Source organism: Streptomyces violaceorubidus, from assembly GCF_000717995.1.
GTDB classification, from domain to species: domain Bacteria; phylum Actinomycetota; class Actinomycetes; order Streptomycetales; family Streptomycetaceae; genus Streptomyces; species Streptomyces violaceorubidus.
Genome location: NZ_JODM01000018.1, coordinates 137083 through 160655 on the forward strand (window position 1 = coordinate 137083; position 23573 = coordinate 160655).

The window sequence follows — 23573 nt, forward strand, 5'->3', positions numbered from 1 at the left end:
CACTGCCGATGAACCACCCGCGCCACGCGTGCCACCCGTCCCGGCTGATCGGACGGTCGCAGGACCTGGCGGCCCTGCGGTCCCGTCTGACCGGGACCGCCGACGCTGCACTCCTGCTGTCCGGGGAGGCCGGGGCGGGCAAGACCGCCCTCCTCGACGCGCTGGCGACGGAACTGGGCCAGGACGGTGTCCGCGTGCTGCGGGCGAGCGGCGCCGAGTTCGAGACGGACATCGGCTACTCCGGCCTCAACCAGCTGCTCCTGCCGCTGCTGGACTCCCTGGACCGGCTGGACGCCGGTCACCGTGACGCGCTGCGCGTCGCCGTGGGCGTCGGCGGTGGTCCGCCGCCCAGCCGGCTCCTCATCTCCACCGCGGTGCTGCTGCTGTTGCGCAGCATGGCCGAGGACCAGCCGCTGTGCCTCGTCGTCGACGACCTGCCGTGGCTCGACCGGGCGACCCTCTCCGTCCTCGGCTTCGTGGTCCGGCGGCTGGCCGGCTCGCGCGTCGGCTTCCTCGCCGCCGCCCGCACCGGCACCGACAGCTTCTTCGAGACCGGCCTGCTCACCGAGTACCGGGTGCAGCCCCTGGACGACGCCTCCTCGGCCGCTCTCGTCGCCCGCGCCCACCCGGCCATGGCCCCGACGGTGCGTCGGCGCATCGTCGCCGAGGCCCGCGGCAACCCGCTGGCCCTGGTGGAACTGCCCGCCGCGCTCGACCGCGACCAGCGCGAGGCGCGCCGGGCCGTCCCCGCCGTACTGCCGCTAGGCGAACGGCTCCAGGCGCTGTTCGCCGCCCGGGTGGGCGCCCTGCCGGCACCGACCCGGGAACTGCTGCTGCTCGCCGCCCTCGACGGCACCGGCGACCTCGCCACCGTGGAGGCGGCGGCCGGCCGGGCCGTGCTCGACGACCTCGCGCCCGCCGAACGCGACCGGCTGGTCCGGGTCAGCGCGTTCCCCCAGCACCTGTCCTTCGCCCACCCGCTGATCGGCGCCGCGGTGGTGCTCCGGGCCACCGCGGCCGACCGGCGCAGGGCGCACCAAGCCCTCGCCGGAGTCCTCGGCGACCGGCCGGAACGCCGCGCGCACCACCTCGGCGAGGCCACGGCGCACCCCGACGAGACGGTCGCGGTCCGGCTGGAGGACGCCGCGCGACTGCGCCTGGGGCGCGGCGACGCCTTCGGCGCGGTCGCCGCGCTCACCCGGGCCGCCGAACTCAGCCCCGACACGGCCGACGTGGCCCGGCGGCTGGCCGAGGCGGCCTACATAGGCGCCGACTCCGGCGACCTGTCCGCCGCCTCGCGGCTGCTGGCGGGAGCCCGGGAGGCCGACCCCGGCGGCCGGCGGTCGCTGCACGCGGCGGCGGCCTCCGCCTTCCTCCTGATCAACGGCGAGGGCGACATCGGCACCGCGCACCGGCTGCTGGTCGGCGCGATCGAGACCGGCGACCACCACTACGACGCCTCCGACGGCGCCCTAGTCGACGCCCTGTTCACACTGACCATGCTGTGCTGGTACGGCGGTGACCCGCTCCTGTGGCGGCCCCTGCTGCGGGCCCTGGACCGGCTGACACCCGCGCCGCCCGACCTGCTGTGGGTGTGCGTCCAGACCTTCGGCGACCCCGCGCGCACCGGTCCCGGCGCCCTGCCGCGCCTCGACGCGCTGCTGGACGACATCGGCTCCGACGCGGCCCGGATCGTCCGCATCGGCACCTGCTCGTTCTACCCCGACCGGCTGGCCGACTCCCGGCGGGCGTCGTACCGCCTGGTCGAACAGGGCCGCGCGGGCGCCACGCCGGCCCGCCGCCACATCGCGGCCCTCATACACCTCGCCCAGGACCACTACGACGCGGGCCTGTGGGACGAGGCCACCGACCTGGCCGACGAGGGGATCTCCCTGTGCGAGGAGCACAACCACCGCTACTTCACCGGCAAGTTCCAGTACGTGCGGGCGCTCGTCGCCGCCGCCACGGGTGACACGGAGACCGCCGCCCGACTGGCCGAGGACATCGTCCGCTGGGCGGCCCCGCGGGGGGCCCACGGCCTGCGCGCCCTCGCCGACCACGTCCGGGGCCTGGCCGCCCTCGGCCGCGGCGACGCGGAGAGCGCCTGGCACCACGCCCGCGCCCTCACCCCGCCCGGCACGCTGGCCCCCTACCTGCCGCAGGCCATGGCGGGGACCCTGGACCTGGTGGAGGCGGCCGTGCGGACCGGGCGGCACGCCGAGGCCGCCGCACACGCCCGGGCCGTCCAGGACAGCGCGATGGCCGCCCTCTCACCCCGCCTGCGCCTGCTGGCCCTGGCCTGCGAGGCCCTCACCACACCCGGCGACGCCGCCCTCCCCCTGTTCGACCGTGCGCTCGCCGCCGTCGAGCCCGGGCGCTGGCCCTTCGACACCGCCCGGGTCCACCTCCTGTACGGGGAACGCCTGCGCCGCCGCCGTGCGGCCAAGGAGGCCCGGGACCACCTGCTCACGGCCCTGGACACGTTCGAGGAACTGGGCGCCCGCCCCTGGGCCGACCGCGCCCGCACCGAACTGCGCGCCGGTGGCGCGGGCGCCGGGACGGCCACCTCGGGCCGGACGGCGCTGACGCCCCAGGAACGGCAGATCGCCACCCTCGCGGCGTCCGGACTGACCAACAAGCAGATCGCCGAACGGCTGTTCCTGTCCCACCGCACGATAGGAACGCACCTCTACCAGCTCTACCGCAAGCTCGGCATCAGCTCCCGCACCGCCCTGCGCGACGCCCTGGACATGGAGAACGTGCACTGAACGTGTACTGAGGGGACGGGGCCGGACCGTGTCGGCCCGGCCCCGGCCGCCTCAGTCCTCCGCGCCGCCCACCCGCACCAGGTGCACGGCCGTGCTCGCCCAGTCCCCGTGCGGCAGGTCCAGGCGCAGGCCGTACGCCGCGAGGACACCGGCGTGATGGACGGCGCCGGTGCGCGCGTCCCGGTAGCGGGCGCCCGGCGCGAGGCCGCGCAGCCGCACCGGTGCCTCCGGCGGCGGACCCTGCTCCCCGGGCCCCCGCCGCCAGGCCAGGACCAGCGTCTCGGCGCCGTCCCCGGCGGCGTACTGCACGACCGCCGGACCCTCGCCCCGCGGCCCGGCGAGCCGGTACAGGTCCCCGTGCTGCACGAGGTGCCGCACCCGTTTGTAGGCGGCGACCAGCTCCGCGCCCTCCGCCAGCTCCTCCTCGGACCAGCGGCCCAGGTCGCCGCCGATGCCCAGCAGCCCCGCCATGGCGGCGTGGAAGCGGTACCGCAGCGGCACCGTGCGGCCGGTGAAGTGGTTGGGCACGTCGGTGACCCAGGCGGACATCACCCGGGCCGGCAGCACCTGCCCGAAGCCGTGCTGGATGAGGAGGCGGTCCGCCGCGTCGGTGTTGTCCGACGTCCACGCCTGGTCGGTGCGGCGCAGGATGCCGAGGTCGGCGCGTCCCCCGCCGCCGCTGCACGTCTCGATCCGCAGCCCGGGGTGGTCGGCGCGGAGCCGGTCCAGGACGCCGTAGAGATGGTGCACGTAGGCGGTCCACAGGCGGTCGTGGCCGCCGGGCCGGTCCGGCCAGCCCGCCTCGCTCAGGGCGCGGTTCATGTCCCACTTGAGGAAGTCCACGCCCGCGTCGGCGACGAGCCGGGTCAGCCAGCCGTACGCCCAGTCGGCGACGTCGTCGCGGGCGAAGTTCAGCACGAGCTGGTGGCGCAGCTCGCTGCGGGTGCGGCCGGGCTGGTGCAGCACCCAGTCGGGGTGCGCGCGGTACAGGTCGCTGTCGGGGTTGACCATCTCCGGTTCCACCCACACGCCGAACCGCATGCCGAGCCGGTGCACCGCCTCGGACAGCGGGGCGAGGCCGTGCGGGAAGCGCTCGGGCGCCGGGGTCCAGTCGCCGAGGCCGGCCCGGTCGTCGCGGCGCGCGCCGAACCAGCCGTCGTCGACGACGTACAGCTCCGCGCCGAGCGCGGCGGCCCGCTCGGCCAGGGCCCGCTGGCTCGCCTCGTCGACGTCGAAGCCGGTGGCCTCCCAGGAGTTGTAGAGCACCGGCGCGGTCTCCGCCCCGTGCGGCAGGACGTGCCGCCGGGTGTACGCGTGCCAGGACCGGCTCGCGGCGCCGAAACCGCCCTCGGTGAACAGCCCCGCGAAGACGGGGGTGGTGAACTCCTCGCCGGGGCCCAGCGGCACCGCGACGCCGTCGTGGCCGGCCCCGCCCGTCACCCCCGCCCGGCCGTCGTGGGTGCGCTGGAGGGTGAGGCGCCAACTGCCGCTCCAGGCCAGCGCGGTGCTCCACACCCTGCCGTGCTCCTCGCCCGCCCGGCCGTCGTCCAGCATCACCCAGGGCCCGGCGTGGTGGCTGGTGATGCCGCGCCGGCTGGTCAGCACCGTCTCGCCGTGCGGGAGCGGCTCGCGGCGCAGCCGGGACTCCGCGGCCCACCGCCCGGTGACATGGCTGACCCGGTAGTCGGGCAGCGCGGGCAGCGACCAGGCGGCGGAGTCGGCCCGCAGCAGGTCGACGGGCTCCTCACCGGCGTTGCGCAGCACCGTACGGCGCTCGATGACGTCGGTGTCGTCGCGGACGGTGTAGTGCAGGGCCACGTGCAGCGGGCGCAGCCGGTCCCGGAACTCCAGCACCAACTCGGCGTTGCCCGGGGCGGGTTCGACGACCCGGTGACCGGTCGGCCGCCACTCGAAGGCGCGGGTGCCGTCCGCGTGGCGGACCTGGAGCGAGGGCGGCCCGTACCGGGTGCCGCCGTCGACGGGGAGTTCCTCGCCGACCGGGTCCCGCCCCTCGAAGCTGCTCACCTCCTGGGACGGGTCGGGCACGAGCAGGTCCCCGGCCTCCTCGGGGGTGAGCCTCGGACCCCACGCCACGTGCCGGGGGGCGCCCGTCGCGTCGACGCGCAGGACGTAGGACGTGCGCGGGGTCGACAGCAGCCAGAGCCCGGAGTCGGGGACACGGAAGATCATCGGCATCAGGCCTCGTGTTCGCGTGGGGACGACGGGAGTCGCGGGGAGCAGCAGGGCCTTTGATCACCAGGCAACACCGCGCGTGCACGGGTCATTTGAAAGCAGAAGTGCGTCTGTGGTCAACCATCGAACCAATCATGTTTCTTTCATTGACAGCGGAAAATAACCCGCCTAGGTTCCCCGCCATGTCCGCCCCGTCGTCGTCTCCCCGTGCCGAGTCGTTCCCCGCGCACACGCCCGCCGCCTCGCAGGTCTTCGTCACGGCCCTCTCCCAGGGCCCGCTCACCCGCTTGGAGCTGGCCCGTCGCGCCGGGCTGTCCCCGGCCGCCGTCACCAAGGCCGTACGGCCCCTCATCGAGGCCGGATACCTGGCGGAGAGCGCCGACGACGAGTCCCGCCCGGCCCTGGGCAGGCCCGCCAGCCTGGTCCGGGTCGACGGCGGACGGGCCCTGTTCCTCGGCGTCAAGGTCACCGGCGACGAGGTCATCGGCGTCCTCACCGATCTGTGCTGCCGGGTACTGGTCGCCCGGCACCTGCCCCTGGCGGACCGTCGCCCCCAGGCGGTACTGGCCACCCTCGCCGACCTCACCCAGGAACTGCTGGCCGAGGCCGACGGCCTGGGCGTGCACGTCGTGGGCGCGGGCGTGGCCGTCTCCGGCGACGTGGACCGCGCCCGGGGCCTGGTGCGCTACTCGCCGTTCCTGGAGTGGCGGGAGGTGCCGCTGGCCGAACTGGCCGCGATGACCACGGGCCTGCCGGTCACCGTGGACAACGATGTCCGCGCCCTGACCGTCGCCGAGCAGTGGTTCGGCGCCGGTGTCGGCCTGTCCGACTTCGCGCTCGTCACCGTCGGCGCCGGCATCGGCTGCGGACTGGTCGTGCACGGCCGGGTGGTGGCCGGGGCGCACGGCGTGGCCGGCGAGATCGGTCACGTCACGGTCGACCCCGCGGGCCCGCTGTGCCACTGCGGCAACCGCGGCTGTGTGGAGGCCGTCGCGGGGGAGGCCGCCATCGTCGACCGGGTGCGCAGGGCCACCGGCACCGAGGTCGCCGACGCGGCCGAGGCCGCCGCGCTGGCCCACCAGGGGGTGGCCGCGGCGCAGGAGGCGTACGCCAGGGCGGGCGAGGCGATCGGCCGGGGCATCGCCACCGTGGCCAATCTGCTCGGCCCCGAACGCGTGATCATCTCCGGCGAGGGGCTGGCCGCCTACGACCTGTTCGCCGAGCAGATCCGCGACTCCTTCGCGGCCGCCGCCTTCGGCTCCGCCGCGCGGTGCGACGTCAGGACCCGCCCCCTGCCCTTCGAGGAGTGGGCCCGCGGCGCCGCCGCGAGCGCCATCCAGTCCTTCATCGGCCAGTCCCGCAACGGACCCTCGTCCGCGGGGCCGTCCGCCACCGCACCGCTGCTCGCCGGCAAGCCCGCCACCGCGGGCGGACCGCGCCCGTGAGCGCACCGAGAAGACCCGTGCCCAGACCGGACCAGTACGTACGAGGAGCACCCATGACGCAAGCGAGCCGCCCCACGCCCCTCGCTCCCGGCTCCGGCCCCGGACGCCGAGGAGTCGTCGGCGGCCTGTTCGGGTTGACGGCCGCCGCCCTGGCCGCGCCCGTCCTCACGGCCTGCGGCGGCGGGCCGAAGGTGGACCCGAAGACGGTCACCTTCGGCTCCAACGGCGCGGACGCCGCCCCGAAGTCCGCCTACGCCGCCGTCACCAAGGCCTTCACCCGGGACTCGGGCCTGAAGGTGGCGACCAACACCGTCGACCACGACACGTTCCAGAAGAGCATCACCAGCTACCTCCAGGGCACCCCGGACGACGTCTTCACCTGGTTCGCCGGGTACCGCATGCAGTACTTCGCCAAGAAGGGCCTCGCCACGCCGCTCGACGACGTGTGGGAGAAGCTGGGCGACGGCTTCAGCGACGCGACCAGGCAGCTCTCGCGGGGAGAGGACGGCACGTACTACTTCGTGCCGCTGTACAACTACCCGTGGGCGGTCTTCTACCGCAAGAGCCTGTTCGCCGAACGCGGCTACGAGGCCCCGGCCACCTGGGACGAGTTCATCGCCCTGGCCAAGCGGATGCGCGCGGACGGGCTCGACCCGGTGGCCTCCGGCTACGGCGGCGGGGACAGCTGGTCGGTCCTCGGCGCCTTCGACTACCTGAACCTGCGGGCCAACGGCTACGACTTCCACATGGCGCTCATGCGCGGCGAGACCTCCTGGACCGACCAGCGGACCACCCGCGTCCTGGACCTGTGGCGCGAGCTGACCCCGCACTACCAGAAGAGCGGCGGCGGCCGGTCCTGGCAGGACGCCGCCCAGTCGCTGCTGGACAAGAAGACCGGCATGGCGGTCATCGGGCTCTTCCTCGGCCAGCAGGTCACCGACGAGAAGATACGCGCCGACCTGGACTTCTTCGCCTTCCCCGAGATCGACCCGGCGCACGGACAGGACGCGGTGGAGGCCCCCACCGACGGCTTCATGCTCAGCCGCAGGCCGAAGAACGAGGACGGTGCGAAGAAGTTCCTCACCTACCTCGGCGGCGCGGCGGCGGAGGAGGCGTACATGAAGGCCGACCCCAGCAACCTCGCCGTCAACGAGAAGGCGAGCACCGCCTCCTACAACCCGCTGCAGAAGAAGTCGGCCGAACTGATCGCGCGGGCCAAGCACATCAGCCAGTTCGCCGACCGCGACAGCGACCCCGGCTTCATCTCCACGGTCGTCCTGCCCGGCCTGACCGAGTGGCTCGGCCACCCCGACGACGGCGCCGCGACGCTGAAGAAGATCGAGTCGCAGCGCTCGCGCTTCTTCACCGCCTGAGCCCCGCGGACCGGTTCCCATGCCTCCCGCGACGTCCTCGCCCTCCCGCCTGGGCCGCGGCGACCGCCTCTTCCTGGCGCTCGTCGTCGGCGTGCCCCTGCTGGCGCTGCTGGCCCTCGTCTGGCTGCCCGCGCTCGCCTCGATCGCGCTGTCCTTCACCACCTGGGACGGCATCGAGCTGTCCGGCATCCACGGGACGGGCTTCGAGAACTACACCCAGATCCTCACCAACTACCCGCCGTTCTGGCCGGCCGTCGGCCACAACGTGCTGTGGCTGCTGTTCACCGCCCTGCTGCCGACCCCCTTCGGCGTCTTCCTCGCCTACCACCTCGACCACAGGATCCGGTTCACCCGCTTCTACCAGACGGCGATCTTCCTGCCGATGGTGCTCTCCCTCGCCGTCGTCGGCTTCATCTGGGAGATCATCTACGACCCCGACACCGGCCTGCTCAACAGCCTGCTGGACGCCGCCGGAAGCAGCGGGCACATCGACTGGCTCGGCGACCCCGACCTGAACCTCTGGGCCGTCCTGGTCGCCTCGGCCTGGCGCCACACCGGCTACATCATGATCCTCTACCTGGCCGGCCTGAAGAGCTTCGACCCGTCCCTCAAGGAGGCCGCCGCGCTCGACGGCGCGAACGGCCGCCAGACCTTCTTCCGCGTCGTCCTGCCCGCCCTGAAGCCGGTCAACGTCATCATCGTGGTGGTCACCGTGATGGAGTCGCTGCGCGCCTTCGACATCGTCTACGTCCTCGGCGGCGGCACCGGCAGCAAACCCGGCATGGAACTGCTCTCCCTGCTCATCACCGACAACATCGTCGGCGAGTCCGGCCACATCGGGTACGGCTCCGCGCTCGCCGTGCTCCTGCTGCTGGTCTCCCTGGCGGCCATCGGCGCGTTCCTCGTCCAGACCTTCCGCAAGGAGGACGCGTGAGGACCACCACGCCCCGCCCCGAGACCCGGCTCCCCGCGCGGCGACCGTCCGCCCCGAGGCCCGCCCGCCCCCGCCGCGACACGGGCCGCCACCTGCTCCTCGCCACGGTCTCCGCCGCCTGGCTCGTCCCGCTGCTGTGGGCGGTCTACACCTCCCTGCGGCCCTACGGCGACACCGCGGCGCACGGCTACTTCTCCTGGCCGCGCGAGGTGAGCCTCGCGAACTTCACCGACGCCTGGTCCCAGTCGGGCATGCCGCACTTCTTCTTCAACTCCCTGCTCATCACCGTCCCCGCCGTCCTCGGCACCCTGCTCTTCTCGGCGGCCGTCGCCTTCTTCGTCACCCGCTTCGACTTCCGTCTCAACCTGGCCCTGCTGATGCTGTTCACCGCGGGCAACCTGCTGCCCGCCCAGGTGCTCATCACCCCCCTGTACCGCCTGTACCTCCTGGTCCCGCTGCCGTGGTGGATGAGCGACAGCCTGCTGCTCTACAACTCCGCCTGGGGCATCATCGCCATCCACATCGCCTACCAGTGCGGCTTTTGCACCTTCGTCCTCAGCAACTACATGAAGACGATCCCCAAGGAGATCACCGAGGCCGCCCTCGTCGACGGCGCCCCCGTGTGGCGGCAGTTCCTCCAGATCGTCCTCCCGCTGTGCCGGCCGGCCTTCGCCGCGCTCGCCACCCTCGAATCGATCTGGATCTACAACGACTTCTTCTGGCCGCTCACCCTCATCGAGACCGGCGACAAGCGGCCCGTCACCTCCGCCCTGGCCAACCTCCAGGGCGCCTACTTCACCAACCCCAACCTGATCGCGGCCGGCGCCCTGATGACCGCGGTCCCCACGCTGCTGGTGTACTTCGCCCTCCAGCGGCAGTTCGTCAGCGGACTCACCCTCGGCTCGGGCAAGGGCTGAGCCGCCCCCTCCCGCCGCAAGCAACCCACCCTGGAGGTACGGCCCATGGGGTCATCCTCGTACTCCGTCCTGCCCGCACGCGGTCTGAGAGCCGTGGTCGTCCTGGCCGTGGCCGCCGGCCTGGCGACGACCGCCCCGGCCGCCCGCGCCGACAGCGCCCCCTCGTCCCCGGCGTCGTCCACCGCGCCCGCGGCCAAGCCCTACATGGGCTGGTCCAGCTGGAGCATGCAGTCCTCGAAGTACCCGGGCCTCAACCCGGACGGCGACTACAGCTACCTGACCGAGGCCAACGTCCTCAAGCAGGCCGACGCCATGGCCGCCAAGCTGAAGAAGTACGGCTACGAGTACGTCAACATCGACGCCGGCTGGTGGCGCGACCGGGCGTGGACCCCCGAGTTCGACGGCTACGCCCGGCAGAAGGCCGACCCCAAGCGCTTCCCGCGCGGCATGGGGGCCGTCGCCGACGACCTGCACGCCAAGGGCCTCAAGGCCGGGATCTACCTCCCCGTCGGCCTGGAGAAGGAGGCGTACGACGACGGGAAGACACCGATCTGGAACGCCGAGGGCTGCACCACCGCCGACATCGTGTACGACGACCTGCGCACCACCAACGGCTGGGACAGCGCGTACAAGATCGACTTCTCGGACCCCTGTGCGCAGAAGTACGTCGACTCCCAGGCCCGGATGTTCGCCGACTGGGGCTACGACTTCCTCAAGCTCGACGGCGTCGGCCCCGGCTCCTTCAAGAGCGGCGACAACTACGACAACGTCGCCGACGTGGCCGCCTGGCAGAAGGCCATCGCCGCCACCGGCCGCCCGATCCACCTCGAACTGTCCTGGTCCCTCAACATCGGCCACGCGGCCGACTGGAAGAAGCACTCCCAGGGCTGGCGCATCGACACCGACGTCGAGTGCTACTGCAACACCCTCGTGAGCTGGGAGAACTCCGTCGACGACCGCTGGGTGGACCTCCCCGCGTGGACCCGGCACGCCGGCCCCGGCGGCTGGAACGACCTGGACGCCCTGGACGTCGGCAACGGGGAGATGGACGGCCTCACCAAGGCCGAACGGCAGAGCGCCGCCACCCTGTGGGCCATCGCCAAGTCACCGCTGTACACCGGCGACGACCTCACCCGCCTCGACTCCTACGGACTGTCGCTGCTGACCAACAGGGAGGTCATCGCGGTCAACCAGGGCGACACCCCGCCCGCTCACCTGGTCACCGCCTCCGACCCGCAGCAGGTGTGGGCCGCGAAGAACCCCGACGGCACGTACACCGTCGCCCTGTTCAACCTCGCCGACCGCCCCGCCGCCGTCACCGCCGACTTCTCCGCCCTCGGCTTCACCGGCCGGGCCGCCGTGCGCGACCTGTGGAACCACGAGAGCCTCGGCACCCACCGGGACGGGATCACCCAGGCGCTGCCCGCGCACGGCTCCCGCCTGTTCACCCTCACCCCGAAGGGCGCCGCGGACGTCTCCCGGACCGGCTACGAGGCCGAGTCCGGCGGCAACACCCTCGCCGGCAGCGCCTCCGTCGCCGACTGCTCCGCCTGCTCCGGCGGCAAGAAGGTCGGCAACCTCTACACCGGCGGCAGGCTCACCTTCAACGACGTGGTGGTCCCCGCCGCGGGCACCTACCAGGTGCGGATCTCCTACGTCAGCGGCGATGCCCGTCCGGCATCCGTCTCGGCGAACGGGAACGGCGCCGTCCGGCACACCTTCGCCGCCACCGGCGACTGGGGCACCGTCTCCACCGCGACCGTCCCCGTGCAGCTGAAGGCGGGCGCCAACACCGTCACCGTCGACAGCGGCTCCGACTACGCGCCGGACATCGACCGGATCGACGTCATCAGGTCTTCCTGACCCTCCGTGAGGTCTCCCCGCCCCCCGTGCCGGGGGCCCGGTCCGCCCCCGCCGGGCCCCCTCCTCCCCGAGTACAGGAGCCGCCATGACCAGCAGCACCCCGGAACCCGCCAGACGCACCCTGCTCACCCTGGCCGCGACCGCCGCCCTCGCGGGCCTGCCCGCCTTCACCGCCTCCGCCGCCCCCGCCCGCCCCGCCGACGAACCGGCCGGGCGCACCGACGCCCGGCACCTGCTGTGGTGGCGGGCCCCCGGCGACGCGCACTCGCTGATCGAACAGGGCCTGCCCGTCGGCACCGGCCGCCTCGGCGCCCTCGCGAGCAACGACCCCGGCCGCGAACTGCTCCTGATCACCGACGCCACGATGTGGACCGGCGGTCTCAACGACACCCTCGACGCCGACGGCCAGTTCCCCTACGGCCGCGACGACTTCGGCTCCCTCACCCTCCTCGCCCGCCTCACCGTGGACCTCCCCGACCACGACCTGGGCTCCGTCACCGGCTACCGCCGCACGCTCGACCTCGACCGGGGCGTCGTCGGCTGCACCTACGTCCAAGGCGGGGCGACCTACCGGCGGGAGGTCTTCGCCAGCCGCCCCGACGACGTGATCGTCGTCCACTTCACGCAGAGCGGCGGCGGCCGGTACACCGGCACCGTCACCCTGGAGGGCACGCACGGCGAGGACCCGGCCCCCTCCTTCGGCGCCTCCTTCCCCGGCGGGCTGCGCTACGGGGCCGCCGTCACCGCGTACGGCAGCGGCGGCCGGGTGCGGGTGCGCGGCGACCGGATCGACGTCGCGGGCTGCCGGGAGTTCACCGTCGTGGTCGGCGGCGGCACGAACTACGCGCCCGACGCGGCGGCCGGGTACCGCGACCCGTCCCTCGACCCCCTCGAGCTCGCCCGCACCAAGGTCCGCGACGCCGCCGCCCACCCGGCAGAAGTGCTGCGCCGCACCCATGTCGCCGACCACCAGGCCCTGTACCGCCGGTTCGACCTGGACCTCGGCACCTCCACCGCCCGCGCGCGCGGCCTGGACACATGGGAGCGCGTCAACCTCCGCCACACCGGTGGCGAGCCCGACCCAGAACTGGAGGCCGCGTACGTCCACTTCGGCCGCTACCTGATGATCGCCGGTTCGCGCGGCAGCCTCCCGATGGGCCTGCAAGGGCTCTGGCTGGACGGCAACGACCCGGACTGGATGGGCGACTACCACACGGACATCAACCTCCAGATGAACTACTGGATGGCCGACCGCACCGGCCTGTCCCCGTGCTTCGACGCCCTCACCGACTACTGCCTCGCCCAGCTCCCCGCCTGGACCGACCTCACCCACCGCCTCTTCGGCGACCCGCGCAACCGCTACCGCAACTCCTCCGGGAAGACCGCCGGCTGGACGGTCGCCATCTCCACCAACCCGCACGGCGGCAACGGCTGGTGGTGGCACCCGGCGGGCAACGCGTGGCTGTGCAACACCCTCTTCGAGCACTACGAGTACACGCTCTCCCGCCCCCACCTGGAGCGCATCCATCCGCTGCTGCGGGGCGCCGTCGACTTCTGGGAGGCGCGGCTGGTCACCGCCGACGCACCCGACGGCACGGGCGAGGTCCTGATCGCGGACAGCGACTGGTCGCCCGAACACGGTCCCCTGGACGCCAAGGGCATCACCTACGCCCAGGAGCTGGTGTGGACGCTGTTCGGCAACTACGCGCGGGCGGCGGAGGAACTGGGGCGCGACCACGAACACGCCGCCCGGATCGCACGGTTGCGCGAGAAGCTGTACCTGCCTGGCGTCAGCCCGAAGACCGGCTGGCTCAAGGAGTGGATGAGCCCGGAGAACCTCGGCGAGACCACCCACCGCCACCTGTCCCCGCTGGTCGGTCTCTTCCCCGGCGACCGCATCCGCCCCGACGGCTCCACCCCGAAGGAGATCGTCGAGGGCGCCACCGCCCTGCTCACCGCACGCGGCACGGAGAGCTTCGGCTGGGCCAACGCCTGGCGCGCGCTGTGCTGGGCCCGGCTGAAGAACGCCGAGAAGGCGTACCAGTTGGTCGTCAACAACCTGCGGCCCTCCACGGGCGGCGCCAACGGCACGGCCTTCAACCTCTTCGACATCTACCAGACCGGGCCGGGCCGGGGCATCTTCCAGATCGACGCCAACCTCGGCACCCCCGCCGCCGTCAGCGAGATGGTCCTCTACTCCCGCCCCGGCCACCTCGAACTCCTCCCGGCCCTGCCCGCCGCCTGGTCGTCGGCCGGCTCGGTCAGCGGGCTCCCGGCGCGCGGCGGCTTCACCGTCGACCTGGCGTGGCGGGACGGCGAGCCGACCTCGGTGCGGATCCGCAGCACCGGCGGACGCCGCACCACGGTGGTCCACGGCGGCACCTCGCGCACGGTCGCCCTGAAGCCGGGAGAGTCCGTGACGCTGAACGGGTTCGCCCGATGAGGGCGGCACGCCCGGCGGGGACCGCCGCCCTGGCCGCCGTACTCCTCGCGGTCGCCGCACCCGCTCCGGCCGCCGGTTCGGGCACGCACTCCGTGGTCACCTGGGGCGCCAGTGCCGACCGGCTCGGCGACGGGGTGCCCGACCGCGCCTACCGGCTCGTCCTGCGCACCAGCGCGGGCGGCGACGGCCTGCGGGTCCGGCTCTCCAACGCCTTCGGCGACCGGCCGCTGACCCTGGACAGCGTGTGGGCCGGCACGCAGGACACCGGCGCCCGGCTCGTGCCCGGCAGCAACCGGCGGCTCACCTTCGGCGGTGCGCCCTCGGTGAGAGTCCCGGCCGGGGCGACGCTGTGGAGCGACCCGCTGCCCGGCCGGCTGCCCGGCGGCGCGAACCTCGTCGTCAGCCTGCACAGCCCCGACGCGGCCGGTCCGGCGAGCGGGCACGGCATGGCGATGCAGACCTCGTACACCGCCGAGGGCGACCACGGTGGTGAGGAGAGCGACGAGCACTGGACGGGACGGACCGGCTCCTGGTTCTACCTGGACGCTGTCGCGGTGCGCACCCCCGCCCGCACCGGCGCCGTCGCCGCGCTCGGCGACTCCATCACCGACGGCTGGCAGTCCACCTCGGATCTGAACCGCCGCTGGCCCGACTACCTCGCCCGCCGCCTGCAACGGGCCGGCTCCGAGGTCCGGGGCGTCGCCAACGAGGGCATCTCCGGCAACAAGGTCCTCGCCGACGGTGCCGGGCCGAGCGCCCTGAACCGCCTCGACCGGGACGTGCTGTCCCTGCCGGGCCTGCGCACGGTGTTCCTCTTCGAGGGTGTGAACGACCTCAAGGCCCACACCGGGGTCACCGCCGACGACCTCGTCGACGGGTACCGGCAGATCGCCGCGCGGGCGCACGCGGCCGGCAAGTGCGTCGTCGGCGCCACGATCGCCCCGTTCAAGGGCTGGGGGGAGTGGGACGCCGACGCCGAGGCCGTGCGCCAGGAGGTCAACACGTTCGTGCGCACCAGCGACGCGTTCGACGCGTTCACCGATTTCGACCGAGTCCTGCGCAGCCCCTACGACCGGGAGCTCATGCTGCCCGCCCTCGACGGCGGCGACCATCTGCACCCCAACGACAAGGGCATGCAGGCGATGGCCGACGCCGTGGACCTCACGGCACTCCAGTGCGGCGATCCGCCCGCCTGACCGAGCGCGGGGCAGCGGCAGCCGGGGCGCCGGACCGTGAATGAGAACACACCCATGTTCACACATACCGCCTATATGTCATCCTGGTACATGTGACCACCCATCGTGCCCGGAGGCGTCGGCCGCTGCGCCTGCTGGGACTGGTGCTGGCGCTGGTGGTCATCGCGGCCTCCGGCGCGGGCTGGTGGTTCTACCAGCGGCTGGACGGCAACATCCGCAGTGTCTCCATCGGCGCCCGTGGCGGCACGGAGCGGCCCGACGCCTCCGGGCGCACGCCGGTCGACATCCTCGTCATCGGCTCCGACGGCCGGACCAGCGCGGCCGACTGCGGGCTCGGCGGCGGCTGCGCGCACACGGGCGTGCAGAAGGGCGGCGGGAACGCGGACGTGGAACTGCTGGTGCACATAGCGGCCGACCGCTCCAACGCGACCGTGCTGAGCATCCCCCGCGACACCGTCACCGAGATCCCCGCCTGCCGCGACAGCGCGACCGGCGCCTCGGAGTCCGGCTACCGGGGGCAGATCAACAGCGCCCTGCGGTACGGGCCGGCCTGCCAGGTGGCCGCCGTCCACCGGCTCACCGGCATACCCGTCACCCACTACGCGCAGCTCGACTTCTCCGGCGTGGTCAAGATGTCCGACGCGGTGGGCGGTGTCTCCGTCTGCGTCAGCGACGACGTCTACGACACCTACTCACACCTGAAGCTGTCCAAGGGCACCCACACCCTGAAAGGGGTGGCGGCCCTGGAGTTCCTCCGTTCCCGGCACGGTTTCGGCGACGGCAGCGACCTCGGCCGCACGGTGTCGCAGCACCTCTTCCTGGGCGCCGTGCTCCGCAAGGTCAAGAGCGGGGACACGCTCACCGACCCGGCCGCCGTCTACCGCCTCGCCGACGCCGCGACCAAGGCGCTGACCGTGGACGACGGTCTCGGCAGCGTCCGCGCCCTGGTCGCTCTCGCGGCCGACCTGAACAAGGTGCCCACCGGGCGCGTCACGTTCGTCACCATGCAGACCGACCCCGACCCGGACGACACCGACCGCGTGGTCGTGGCGCCCGAGGCCCGGGCGCTGTTCGCCGACATCGCGGGCGACCGGTCGCTGAGCGCCGGTTCCGGCGCGGGCAGGTCCACCCCCTCGCCCGTCCCGTCCCCGCCCGTCCCGTCCGTGCCGGTGTCCCGGATCGCCGTGCGGGTGGAGAACGGCACCGGCATCACCGGCCGGGCCGCCGCCGTCGCCGGCGCGCTGACCGTGCAGGGCTTCGGCTCCGGCACCGTCGCGGGCAACGCGCCGCGCTCCGCCCCCACCACCACCCTCGGCTACGGCCCCGGCCTGCGGGAGCAGGCCCTGCGGACGGCCGCCGCGCTCGGCCTGCCGGCCTCCCGTACGGCGCCGGGCGGTGGAGCGGGCCTGACCCTGGTGATCGGCGCCGACTGGCCGAGCGGGACCACCTACCCCGGGGCCGCGCCGTCGCCGGTCCCGGCGGACGGCGCCACCGCCCGTGCCCACGCCGCCACCGCCGACCGGGCGGGCAAGTGCGCCCAGGTCGGCCGGTACCGGACGGTCAGCCTCGACGGGGTCGCGATGACGCCGTCCCAGGCCTACGCGCTGGCGAAGGACGTGCCCGACTCGGACTCCTGAGGAGGGGGTCACTTGGCCTTGAAGGGCACCGCGAAGGACTTCTTCAGGGACGAGGTGGCCACCAGCGGCAGCAGCGAGGCCAGGGCCTTGCGCTTGAACCCCTCCGGTTCCCGGGTCAGCTTGACGTCGACCCGGGTGCCGCCGCCCTCGGGGGTCATCTTGAAGACCCAGCCGCCGCCGGGGCCGAAGACCTTGGAGTCCAGGGTGGTGATGGTGACCGTGTCCCCGTCCGGCTTCCACTCGTAGCGGGCGCGCTCCCAGGCGGCCGCGGTGCCCTCGGTGACCTCGGCCCAGGTGTCACCGAGGCTGTGGACCTCGAAGTGCTCGGTGTCGATGGTGGGCCACGCCTCGGCGCGCGAGGGCCCGAAGTCGGTCAGCACGCCCAGGACGTCCTTCGGGCTGAGCGGGGAGACGAGGTGGAACTGGATGACCGCCATGGGATTGATTCCTCACCGAGAAGTAACTGTTCTGACCGGTGACGTGAGACTCCCACGGGTAGGCGTCACCTGTCAAGGCGGTTATCCTGTGTGTGGGGGCAGTCGGTCATCTGTCAGGAGAATCAGATGAGACACGTGTTTCCCTGCGGGACGCGCGCCCTGGATTTCGTCGGCACCCTGCAGGCCCGCCGGGGGCCCGTTCCCCTGGAACGGCTCGGTTCGCCCGGGCTGCTGGACGCCTGGTTCGTGCAGGCCGGGCTCCTCGACGAGGAGCCGGGATGCGGCGCGGCCGACCTCAGTGCCGCCCTGGCCCTGCGGGAGGCGGTGCACGCACTGGTCCGGGCCCGGCTCGAAGGCCGTGCGCTGCCCGCCGCGGCGGTCGTCGCGGTCAACCGGCGGGCCGCCACGGTGCCGGTGCAGGCCGTCCTGCGCTCCGGCGGCGTGGACCGGCACGGAACGGCCGCACAGGCCCTGGCCGACCTCGCCCGCGAGAGTGTCGAGATCGTCGCCGGCGAACACGCCGCGCTGCTGCGCGAGTGCGGGCACCCCGACTGCACGCAGATCTACCTCGACCGCTCCCGGGGCCGCCGACGGCAGTGGTGCTCCATGCTGAGCTGCGGGAACCGCGTCAAGGCCGCGGCGATGCGGGCGCGGCGCCGATGAGGAGCGATCCTCCCGCGCCGCTCAGTCGCGGTTCTCCGCCTGGAACATCCAGCTCTGCTTCTCCAGCTCGGCCGTCAGGCCGATCAGCAGGTCCTGGGTCACGGCGTCCACCGGGCCCGTCTGCTCGATCCGCCGACGCGCCCGCGTGATGACCGCGGAGAACGTCCGGACCATCGCCTCGACCGCGTCGCCGTCCTTCGTCCAGCCCGCGGGGAAGGCGGGGAGTCCGCTGGTTTCCGCGACGGTGGCGGCCCGCCCGTCCGGGCTGATCCCCAGGGCGGCGGCCCGTTCGGCCACCGTGTCGGAGTAGGCGCGGGCCATGGTGACGATGTCGTCGAGCTGGATGTGGATGGAGCTGAAGCGCGGACCGTACAGGTTCCAGTGCGCCTGCTTGGCCACCAGGGACAGGTCGAGCAGGTCGACGAGGGTCTCCTGAAGGGCGACCCCCGCGACCGCGCGGTCCTGCTCCGGCAGCGGATTGTCGATGACGTTCATGGGTGTGCGGTTCCTCTCGCTCTGGTCAGCGGTGTCCTCACACCTCATGATGATGGCCGAACGCGCATGGCAGATCAGTCGTTTGACTGTGACACGTGTGCTTCGATACGAGCCGGGGCATCGCACAGGGAGTGCGGAGCGCCTCGACCACATGGAAGCGACGGCCCGAGGACCCGCATGCAGACGCACCACATCCCCCCACCGGAACCGGGTGACGTGCCCCGACTGGCAGCCGCCATCGTCGAGGCCGCGGCCGACATCAGCGGTGCGACGCTGGACTACAGCCCCGACAGCCTCCTGGCCGTGGAAGAGATCATCGACGGTTTCCGGGCCGAGGGGGTCAACGGCGGGGAGATGGCGGAGTCCCTCGTCGCCTTCGGGTGCTACGTCGGCGAGGTCCTCGCCCGTCACTTCGGCGGCGTCTGGCGGCCCGCACCGGCCGACGGCGGGCCGGCGGCCCCGCCCGTCGTGGAACTGCCCGACGGGCGGGAGTACGACCCGATCGCCTGGGTCTTCCGGCGTCTGGAGCCCCTGGACCCCGGGGCCGAGGGTGCGGACGGCGGCGGGGAGCCGTGGCGCGGCATTTCTCCGGCCACCGACTGAACCTTCTCGGGGGTCCGCACCGTTGCCCAGGTGGAGGACGCTCGCCGCCGCCCCTTTCGTCGGCGTCGGGCGACGGAGCGGTTCTGTCCCCGTGGTACGAGACGGACCGCCCCGGCCGCCGGCCCGGAGCCCCCCCGTCCCGGGTCGGCGGTCGCTCACGAGGAGCCGGTTGGCGCGGACGGACCGGCCGCACCGCCCGTTTGGTCAGTCCTGTTCCTGGCGTCGCAGCGCGTCGCGCAACGCCACCCGTGAGGCGATGCCCAGCTTGGGATAGATCTGGTAGAGGTGCGCGCCGACGGTCCGGTGGGAGATGAACAGCCGCTCGGCGATCTGCTTGTTGGTCAGGCCGGTGGCCGCCAGCTCCGCGATCTCGCGCTCCTGCGCGGTCAGGGCCGTCCCGGTGCCGCCCTCGCCGTGCGGGGCGACCCGCCCGGCCGCCCGCAGCTCCTTGCGGGCCCGCTCCGCCCAGGCCGTGGACTCCAGCCGCTCGAAGGTCCGCAGCGCGGCCGTCAGCGGGGCCTTGGACTCCGACAGCGCCCGCGCCCGCCGCAGCCGCTCGCCCTGGGCGAGCCGCACCCGCGCCAGGGTGAACGGCCAGCGCTCGGGGTCCGGTGCGGCCAGCGCCCGGTCGAACAGCAGGGCCGCCTCGGCGTCGTCCTCCGTCACCAGCGCCTCGGCGGCGTCGGCCAGCAGCGCGAGCCGCGGGGAGAGCCCCGCGATGTTCGTCTCCTCGCGCAGCGCACGCACGTGCGCGACCGCCTCCGCGCGCCGGTCGGTGCGCACCGCGGCCTCCACCAGCTCGAAGAACACCCAGCAGGCGTGCGCGACGTACGGCGGAAAACTGCCGGCCGGGCTGATCGCGGTCACCCGGCGGTAGGCCGCGTCGAAGTCGCCGTCGGCGATGTCGGCGAGGGCGTGCACGTGCAGGGCGGTGTGCACGGCCTCGCGGATGCCGCGCGGCGCCGCCCAGTTGATCATCGCCTCGGCCAGCGCGTGGGCGGTCTCGGTGTCGCCCCGGGACGCGGTGACCAGGCCCTTGGTGAACTGGAAGAACCACAGGCAGACGGAGTACCCGGACTGCTCGCACTGGAGGAGCCCCTCCTCGGACAGTTCCAGGACCGAGGTCCACCTGCCGCGGTGGTAGTCGTCCAGGTTCAGATGCGTCAGTGCGCCGATGTGCCGGCGCACCGCTCCGCCGTCGCGGCCTTGGCGCACCAGCCGCCACGAGACCTCACGGACCGCCGCGAGCTTGTCCGGGTAGACCGCCGCGGTCCCCACCCGCACAATCTGGGCGGGGTCGGTGTCCTGCGTGGTCCCGGCGATGATCCTGTCCAGCTCCTGCAGCGTCGCCGTGTCGGCGTGCGCCGGGTCGCCCCAGGTGCGGGCGGCCACCAGTAGGAGCGGCGGGGGAGCGGGCCGCAGCCGGGCGACGGTCGCGTAGTACGGCGCCCACAGGGCCTCGTCAGTACCGTAGCTGCACAGCAGCAGCAGGAAGTGCAGCGCATCGATCAGGGCCGGGTCATTGGCGTCGAAGCCGTGCTCGCCGTCCTCGATGGCGCCGACCAGCAGACGGTGGGCGGTGGCCAGGTCGCCGTCGCTGTTCAGCACGAGCTGGACCGCGGCGTTGGCGCTGCGCAGCGACGCGCCGTGGCCGGGGTCCGCCCGCCGGGCGTCCTCCAGCAGCGCCGAGGCACTGCTCAGCGCGCCGATCGCCTCGGCGCCCACATAGGCGGCCTCGGCCAGCCGGCGCGCCCGGTCGGTGTCCCGGGGGCTGAGGTCGGCGGCCCGGGTGAGTGCGGCGATCGCGGCGACGGCGTCCCCGCGGTCCTGGATCAGGCGTGCCGTGCCCTCCAGCAGCGCGGCCACGTCCTCGTCGGGCTGAAGCGTCGCCTCGCCCAGGTGCCAGGCACGCCGTTCGGGCTTGTCCGCCAGTACGTCCGCCAGGGCACGGTGGGCCGCGCGCCGGGCGCTGCTGGTGGCCTCCGCGACCACGGCCGACTTGATCAGCGGGTGGCGGAACATCAGGCGGTGCGGGGAATCCTCCACCCGGACCAGCCCGTCCTCCTCGGCCGCGTCCAGAGCGACGAGGCCGGCGTCATCGCCCCTCGCCCGGGCGGCGGCGGCCAGCACCCCGAGGTCGCCGGTGTCGTCCAGGGTGGCCAGCAGCAGCAGTGCGCGGGTGTCGGCGGGCAGGCGGCGCACCCGGTCGGCGAACAGGGACTGCAACCGCTCGCCCAGTGGCAGGACGGCCGGCAGCACCTCCCGGGCCCGGCGCTGGTCGGCCCGGAGCGCGTCGGGCAGCTCCAGCAGGGCCAGCGGGTTGCCCTGCGCCGTGTGGAGCAGTCTGCGGCGCACCGGCTGCGCCAGGTCGGGGAAGTACAGGTCGACCAGGCGGGCGGCGGAGGCCCCGTCGAGCGCGGGCACCTCGTACGACGGCAGGCCGCTGCTGTCGAAGAAGCTGTCGACGCCCGTGCGGGAGGCGGCGACGAAGCGGACACGCTCACCGGTCAGCCGCCGGGCGAGGAAGCCGAAGACCGCGGCGCTCGCCCGGTCCACCCACGGCAGGTCGTCCACGACGAGCAGGACCGGCCCGTCCTCGGCCGCGGCCCGCAGCAGGGCGCGTGCGGCGTTGCAGACCACCAGGCGCTCGGGTGCCGGTCCGGCGCCGAAACCCAGGGCGATGCTCACCGCCTCCCGGGCCGCGGCGTCGAGCCGGTCGAGGATGCCGTGCAGCGGGAGCAGGATTTGGTTCAGCGCCGAGTAGGCGACGTCCGCCTCGAACTCGGCGCCGGCCGCGCGCAGCACCCGGGTGCCGTCCCGGGCGGCCGCGGCGGCCAAGGCGTCCAGCAGGGCCGACTTGCCGACGCCGGGCTCCCCGGACAGCAGAAGGGTGCCGCTCCGGTGCCCCTCCAGCAGTCCCCGGACCCGGTCCAGGTCGTGCTCGCGTCCCACGAGGGAGGCGGACGGTCGCGGCGCCTCAACGCGGTGCACCGGACGCCGACCCCTTCCCGCCGCGGCCGGCGGTCGGAACCACGGGCCGTACGCGCGCCGCCGGGCGGCCTGGCGGCATGCCGACGCGGCGGTGCCGCACCGGACCGCCCGTGCGTGCCCTCGCGCTCCCCGTCATCCGCGTCCCTCCGTCTGTGCCCGCCATTCTAGGAGCGCTCCGCCTCCGTCGCGCATCGTGTCCTGGCTGGTCACAGGGCGATCGCGGTGGGTCACGCCGGAGCGCGCCGCTCAGGCGGGACGGCGCGGTCCGCGGCCCGTGGCGGGCGTGCGCTCAGGACCGCGACCACTTCTGCTGGTCGAGGCCGTTGCAGGACCACAGCTGGATGCGGGTGCCGTTGTCGGTCAGGGCGTCCTGGACGTCCGCGCACTTGTCGGCGGGGCCGTTGACGATGTCGTGACGCTGGTTCAGTTCGAACTGCTGGGCGTCGCCACCGTCGCACCGCGCGAGTTGCAGTTCCGCGCCGTCGGCGGTCGAGCCCTGCGCGAGTTGCACACACATGCCCAGTGAGCGCATGGTGCCGTCCGCCGGGAACGTCCAGCGCTGCGAGGCGGAGTCCGCTCGGCAGTCCCAGATCATCAGCCGGGCCCCGGCGACGGGCCGGCCGCCCACGACGTCGAGGCAGCGCTGCGAGGCGTGGCTGACGACGCTCACCCCCGACGGTGACGCCGAAGTCTCCTGCCCGGCGCCCGGAGTACTTCCGGCGGGTGCGCCGGCCTTGTCCCCGGGAGCCTTCGACACCTGGGCCGACGCGGAGCCCGTGGGGGAAGCGGTGGCGGAGGGAGCCGGTGAAGCCTTGCCGTCCTTGCCGTTCTTCCCCTTGTCGCCGGGGGAGGCGCTCGCCGACGGGCGCGCCTCACCGCCCGGCCCGTAGATGTCCTCCGGACGGTAGTCGCCGCCGTCCACGGACACCGACGCCCCGTCCTTCACGCCCTCGTCCTGGCCGGTCAGGACGAGGACCAGCGCCACGGCGCCCGCGGCCAGCAGTCCCACGACGCCGACCACGCCGAGGGCGCCGCGCAGCCCCTCGCGCCGGGCCCGGTCGCCCGGCCGTCTCAGGAAGCCGCCCGGCCGGTCCTGTGCCGAGGGCGGCGACGAGGGCCGGGAGGCCGCCGGTTCCTCGCGCGGACCGTCGAAGTGCGAACGGGACCCGAGGGAGGAGAACTGGGTGAGCCGGGGCAGGGAGTCCTCCCGGCCGGCCGCGCGGGGGGCCGCGTCCGGCCGGTCGGGGGCGAGGTCCGGCCGGCCGGACGCGGGAGACGGGCTGACCTTCTTGCCACTGCCCGGAACACGTTTGGGCAGATCCCCCGTCGGCGGGGGCGCGGGTGGAGGTGTCATGGGGGCCTTCCGGACAGTGCTCGGGGCACGGGCAGGTGGTACGGCGGAGCTCCGGGGAGCCGTTCCGGTCACAGGTGTGGCGGACTTGTGTCCTAGGGGTTCCCCCGGAGCGTGTGACCGGTTACTCTTCCCGGTCTCCGGGCCACCGTTCGAACCGGCGTGCCGGACGCGCCGGTCGGGAACCGGCCACACGGCGCCGCGGTGCCGACGAGGGCTGCCCGGACCTGTGGTGGGAACAGGCGCGCACCCTACCACCGGCAG

At 73.7% G+C, this 23573-nt stretch carries 16 protein-coding genes; 11 read left to right on the top strand and 5 right to left on the bottom strand.

What is annotated here, in order from left to right; translation table 11 throughout:
• Positions 1 to 8 precede the first annotated feature (8 nt).
• Entirely contained in the window at positions 9 to 2768 is a 2760-nt protein-coding gene (locus IE94_RS41560; protein WP_030186723.1) for an ATP-binding protein, read from the top strand.
• Between the two features lie 51 nt (positions 2769 to 2819).
• On the opposite strand, the gene IE94_RS0121365 is transcribed toward IE94_RS41560, so the two are convergent.
• The gene (locus tag IE94_RS0121365; RefSeq protein WP_030186727.1) at positions 2820 to 4964 is read right to left on the bottom strand and encodes an alpha-galactosidase; all 2145 of its coding nucleotides are present in this window, start codon (positions 4962 to 4964) and stop codon (positions 2820 to 2822) included.
• A gap of 179 nt (positions 4965 to 5143) precedes the next feature.
• Here IE94_RS0121365 and IE94_RS0121370 point away from each other — a divergent pair, with 179 nt between their 5' ends.
• The 8 genes from IE94_RS0121370 to IE94_RS0121405 all read left to right on the top strand — a co-directional run bounded on the left by IE94_RS0121370 (position 5144) and on the right by IE94_RS0121405 (position 16769).
• Positions 5144 to 6406: an ROK family transcriptional regulator gene (locus tag IE94_RS0121370; RefSeq protein ID WP_078606546.1), complete on the top strand. Its 1263-nt coding sequence runs from the start codon at positions 5144 to 5146 to the stop codon at positions 6404 to 6406.
• A gap of 53 nt (positions 6407 to 6459) precedes the next feature.
• The gene (locus tag IE94_RS0121375) at positions 6460 to 7779 is read left to right on the top strand and encodes an ABC transporter substrate-binding protein (protein WP_030186730.1); all 1320 of its coding nucleotides are present in this window, start codon (positions 6460 to 6462) and stop codon (positions 7777 to 7779) included.
• A 19-nt stretch (positions 7780 to 7798) separates the two neighbouring features.
• Positions 7799 to 8713 carry a carbohydrate ABC transporter permease gene (locus IE94_RS0121380; protein WP_037923126.1) on the top strand — a complete coding sequence of 305 codons (915 nt, stop codon included), beginning with the start codon at positions 7799 to 7801 and terminating at the stop codon, positions 8711 to 8713.
• Positions 8710 to 9630: a carbohydrate ABC transporter permease gene (locus tag IE94_RS0121385; protein ID WP_030186734.1), complete on the top strand. Its 921-nt coding sequence runs from the start codon at positions 8710 to 8712 to the stop codon at positions 9628 to 9630. Before IE94_RS0121380 ends, IE94_RS0121385 begins: the two co-directional genes overlap by 4 nt.
• A gap of 45 nt (positions 9631 to 9675) precedes the next feature.
• Positions 9676 to 11493 (top strand): alpha-galactosidase D, encoded by a 1818-nt coding sequence (locus IE94_RS0121390; protein WP_030186735.1) that lies wholly within the window; start codon positions 9676 to 9678, stop codon positions 11491 to 11493.
• An 85-nt stretch (positions 11494 to 11578) separates the two neighbouring features.
• Positions 11579 to 13936: a glycosyl hydrolase family 95 catalytic domain-containing protein gene (locus IE94_RS0121395; RefSeq protein WP_030186736.1), complete on the top strand. Its 2358-nt coding sequence runs from the start codon at positions 11579 to 11581 to the stop codon at positions 13934 to 13936.
• The gene (locus IE94_RS0121400; protein ID WP_030186737.1) at positions 13933 to 15132 is read left to right on the top strand and encodes an SGNH/GDSL hydrolase family protein; all 1200 of its coding nucleotides are present in this window, start codon (positions 13933 to 13935) and stop codon (positions 15130 to 15132) included. Before IE94_RS0121395 ends, IE94_RS0121400 begins: the two co-directional genes overlap by 4 nt.
• A gap of 92 nt (positions 15133 to 15224) precedes the next feature.
• Positions 15225 to 16769 carry an LCP family protein gene (locus IE94_RS0121405; protein WP_245235296.1) on the top strand — a complete coding sequence of 515 codons (1545 nt, stop codon included), beginning with the start codon at positions 15225 to 15227 and terminating at the stop codon, positions 16767 to 16769.
• Between the two features lie 8 nt (positions 16770 to 16777).
• On the opposite strand, the gene IE94_RS0121410 is transcribed toward IE94_RS0121405, so the two are convergent.
• Positions 16778 to 17206, bottom strand: a complete 429-nt coding sequence (locus tag IE94_RS0121410) for an SRPBCC family protein (RefSeq protein ID WP_030186741.1) — start codon at positions 17204 to 17206, stop codon at positions 16778 to 16780.
• A gap of 126 nt (positions 17207 to 17332) precedes the next feature.
• Here IE94_RS0121410 and IE94_RS0121415 point away from each other — a divergent pair, with 126 nt between their 5' ends.
• Positions 17333 to 17869 (top strand): CGNR zinc finger domain-containing protein, encoded by a 537-nt coding sequence (locus IE94_RS0121415; protein ID WP_030186742.1) that lies wholly within the window; start codon positions 17333 to 17335, stop codon positions 17867 to 17869.
• A gap of 21 nt (positions 17870 to 17890) precedes the next feature.
• On the opposite strand, the gene IE94_RS0121420 is transcribed toward IE94_RS0121415, so the two are convergent.
• On the bottom strand, positions 17891 to 18364 hold the full coding sequence (locus IE94_RS0121420; RefSeq protein ID WP_030186743.1) for a Dps family protein: 474 nt from the start codon (positions 18362 to 18364) through the stop codon (positions 17891 to 17893).
• Between the two features lie 177 nt (positions 18365 to 18541).
• Here IE94_RS0121420 and IE94_RS0121425 point away from each other — a divergent pair, with 177 nt between their 5' ends.
• Positions 18542 to 18967 carry a hypothetical protein gene (locus IE94_RS0121425; protein ID WP_063829727.1) on the top strand — a complete coding sequence of 142 codons (426 nt, stop codon included), beginning with the start codon at positions 18542 to 18544 and terminating at the stop codon, positions 18965 to 18967.
• A gap of 204 nt (positions 18968 to 19171) precedes the next feature.
• Here IE94_RS0121425 and IE94_RS0121430 read toward each other — a convergent pair whose 3' ends face one another.
• Together IE94_RS0121430 and IE94_RS0121435 are read right to left on the bottom strand one after the other, a co-directional pair.
• Positions 19172 to 21919: a helix-turn-helix transcriptional regulator gene (locus tag IE94_RS0121430; protein WP_245235297.1), complete on the bottom strand. Its 2748-nt coding sequence runs from the start codon at positions 21917 to 21919 to the stop codon at positions 19172 to 19174.
• A gap of 328 nt (positions 21920 to 22247) precedes the next feature.
• Positions 22248 to 23312: an RICIN domain-containing protein gene (locus IE94_RS0121435; RefSeq protein ID WP_051777590.1), complete on the bottom strand. Its 1065-nt coding sequence runs from the start codon at positions 23310 to 23312 to the stop codon at positions 22248 to 22250.
• Positions 23313 to 23573: the final 261 nt, after the last annotated feature.

Excerpts from the sequence above, each read along its gene's own strand:
- IE94_RS41560 (WP_030186723.1), top strand. The coding sequence starts at position 9 with ATGAACCACCCGCGCCACGCGTGCCACCCGTCCCGGCTGATCGGACGG.
- IE94_RS0121365 (WP_030186727.1), bottom strand. The coding sequence starts at position 4,964 with ATGCCGATGATCTTCCGTGTCCCCGACTCCGGGCTCTGGCTGCTGTCG.
- IE94_RS0121370 (WP_078606546.1), top strand. The coding sequence starts at position 5,144 with ATGTCCGCCCCGTCGTCGTCTCCCCGTGCCGAGTCGTTCCCCGCGCAC.
- IE94_RS0121375 (WP_030186730.1), top strand. The coding sequence starts at position 6,460 with ATGACGCAAGCGAGCCGCCCCACGCCCCTCGCTCCCGGCTCCGGCCCC.
- IE94_RS0121380 (WP_037923126.1), top strand. The coding sequence starts at position 7,799 with ATGCCTCCCGCGACGTCCTCGCCCTCCCGCCTGGGCCGCGGCGACCGC.
- IE94_RS0121390 (WP_030186735.1), top strand. The coding sequence starts at position 9,676 with ATGGGGTCATCCTCGTACTCCGTCCTGCCCGCACGCGGTCTGAGAGCC.
- IE94_RS0121395 (WP_030186736.1), top strand. The coding sequence starts at position 11,579 with ATGACCAGCAGCACCCCGGAACCCGCCAGACGCACCCTGCTCACCCTG.
- IE94_RS0121400 (WP_030186737.1), top strand. The coding sequence starts at position 13,933 with ATGAGGGCGGCACGCCCGGCGGGGACCGCCGCCCTGGCCGCCGTACTC.
- IE94_RS0121410 (WP_030186741.1), bottom strand. The coding sequence starts at position 17,206 with ATGGCGGTCATCCAGTTCCACCTCGTCTCCCCGCTCAGCCCGAAGGAC.
- IE94_RS0121415 (WP_030186742.1), top strand. The coding sequence starts at position 17,333 with ATGAGACACGTGTTTCCCTGCGGGACGCGCGCCCTGGATTTCGTCGGC.
- IE94_RS0121420 (WP_030186743.1), bottom strand. The coding sequence starts at position 18,364 with ATGAACGTCATCGACAATCCGCTGCCGGAGCAGGACCGCGCGGTCGCG.
- IE94_RS0121425 (WP_063829727.1), top strand. The coding sequence starts at position 18,542 with ATGCAGACGCACCACATCCCCCCACCGGAACCGGGTGACGTGCCCCGA.
- IE94_RS0121435 (WP_051777590.1), bottom strand. The coding sequence starts at position 23,312 with ATGACACCTCCACCCGCGCCCCCGCCGACGGGGGATCTGCCCAAACGT.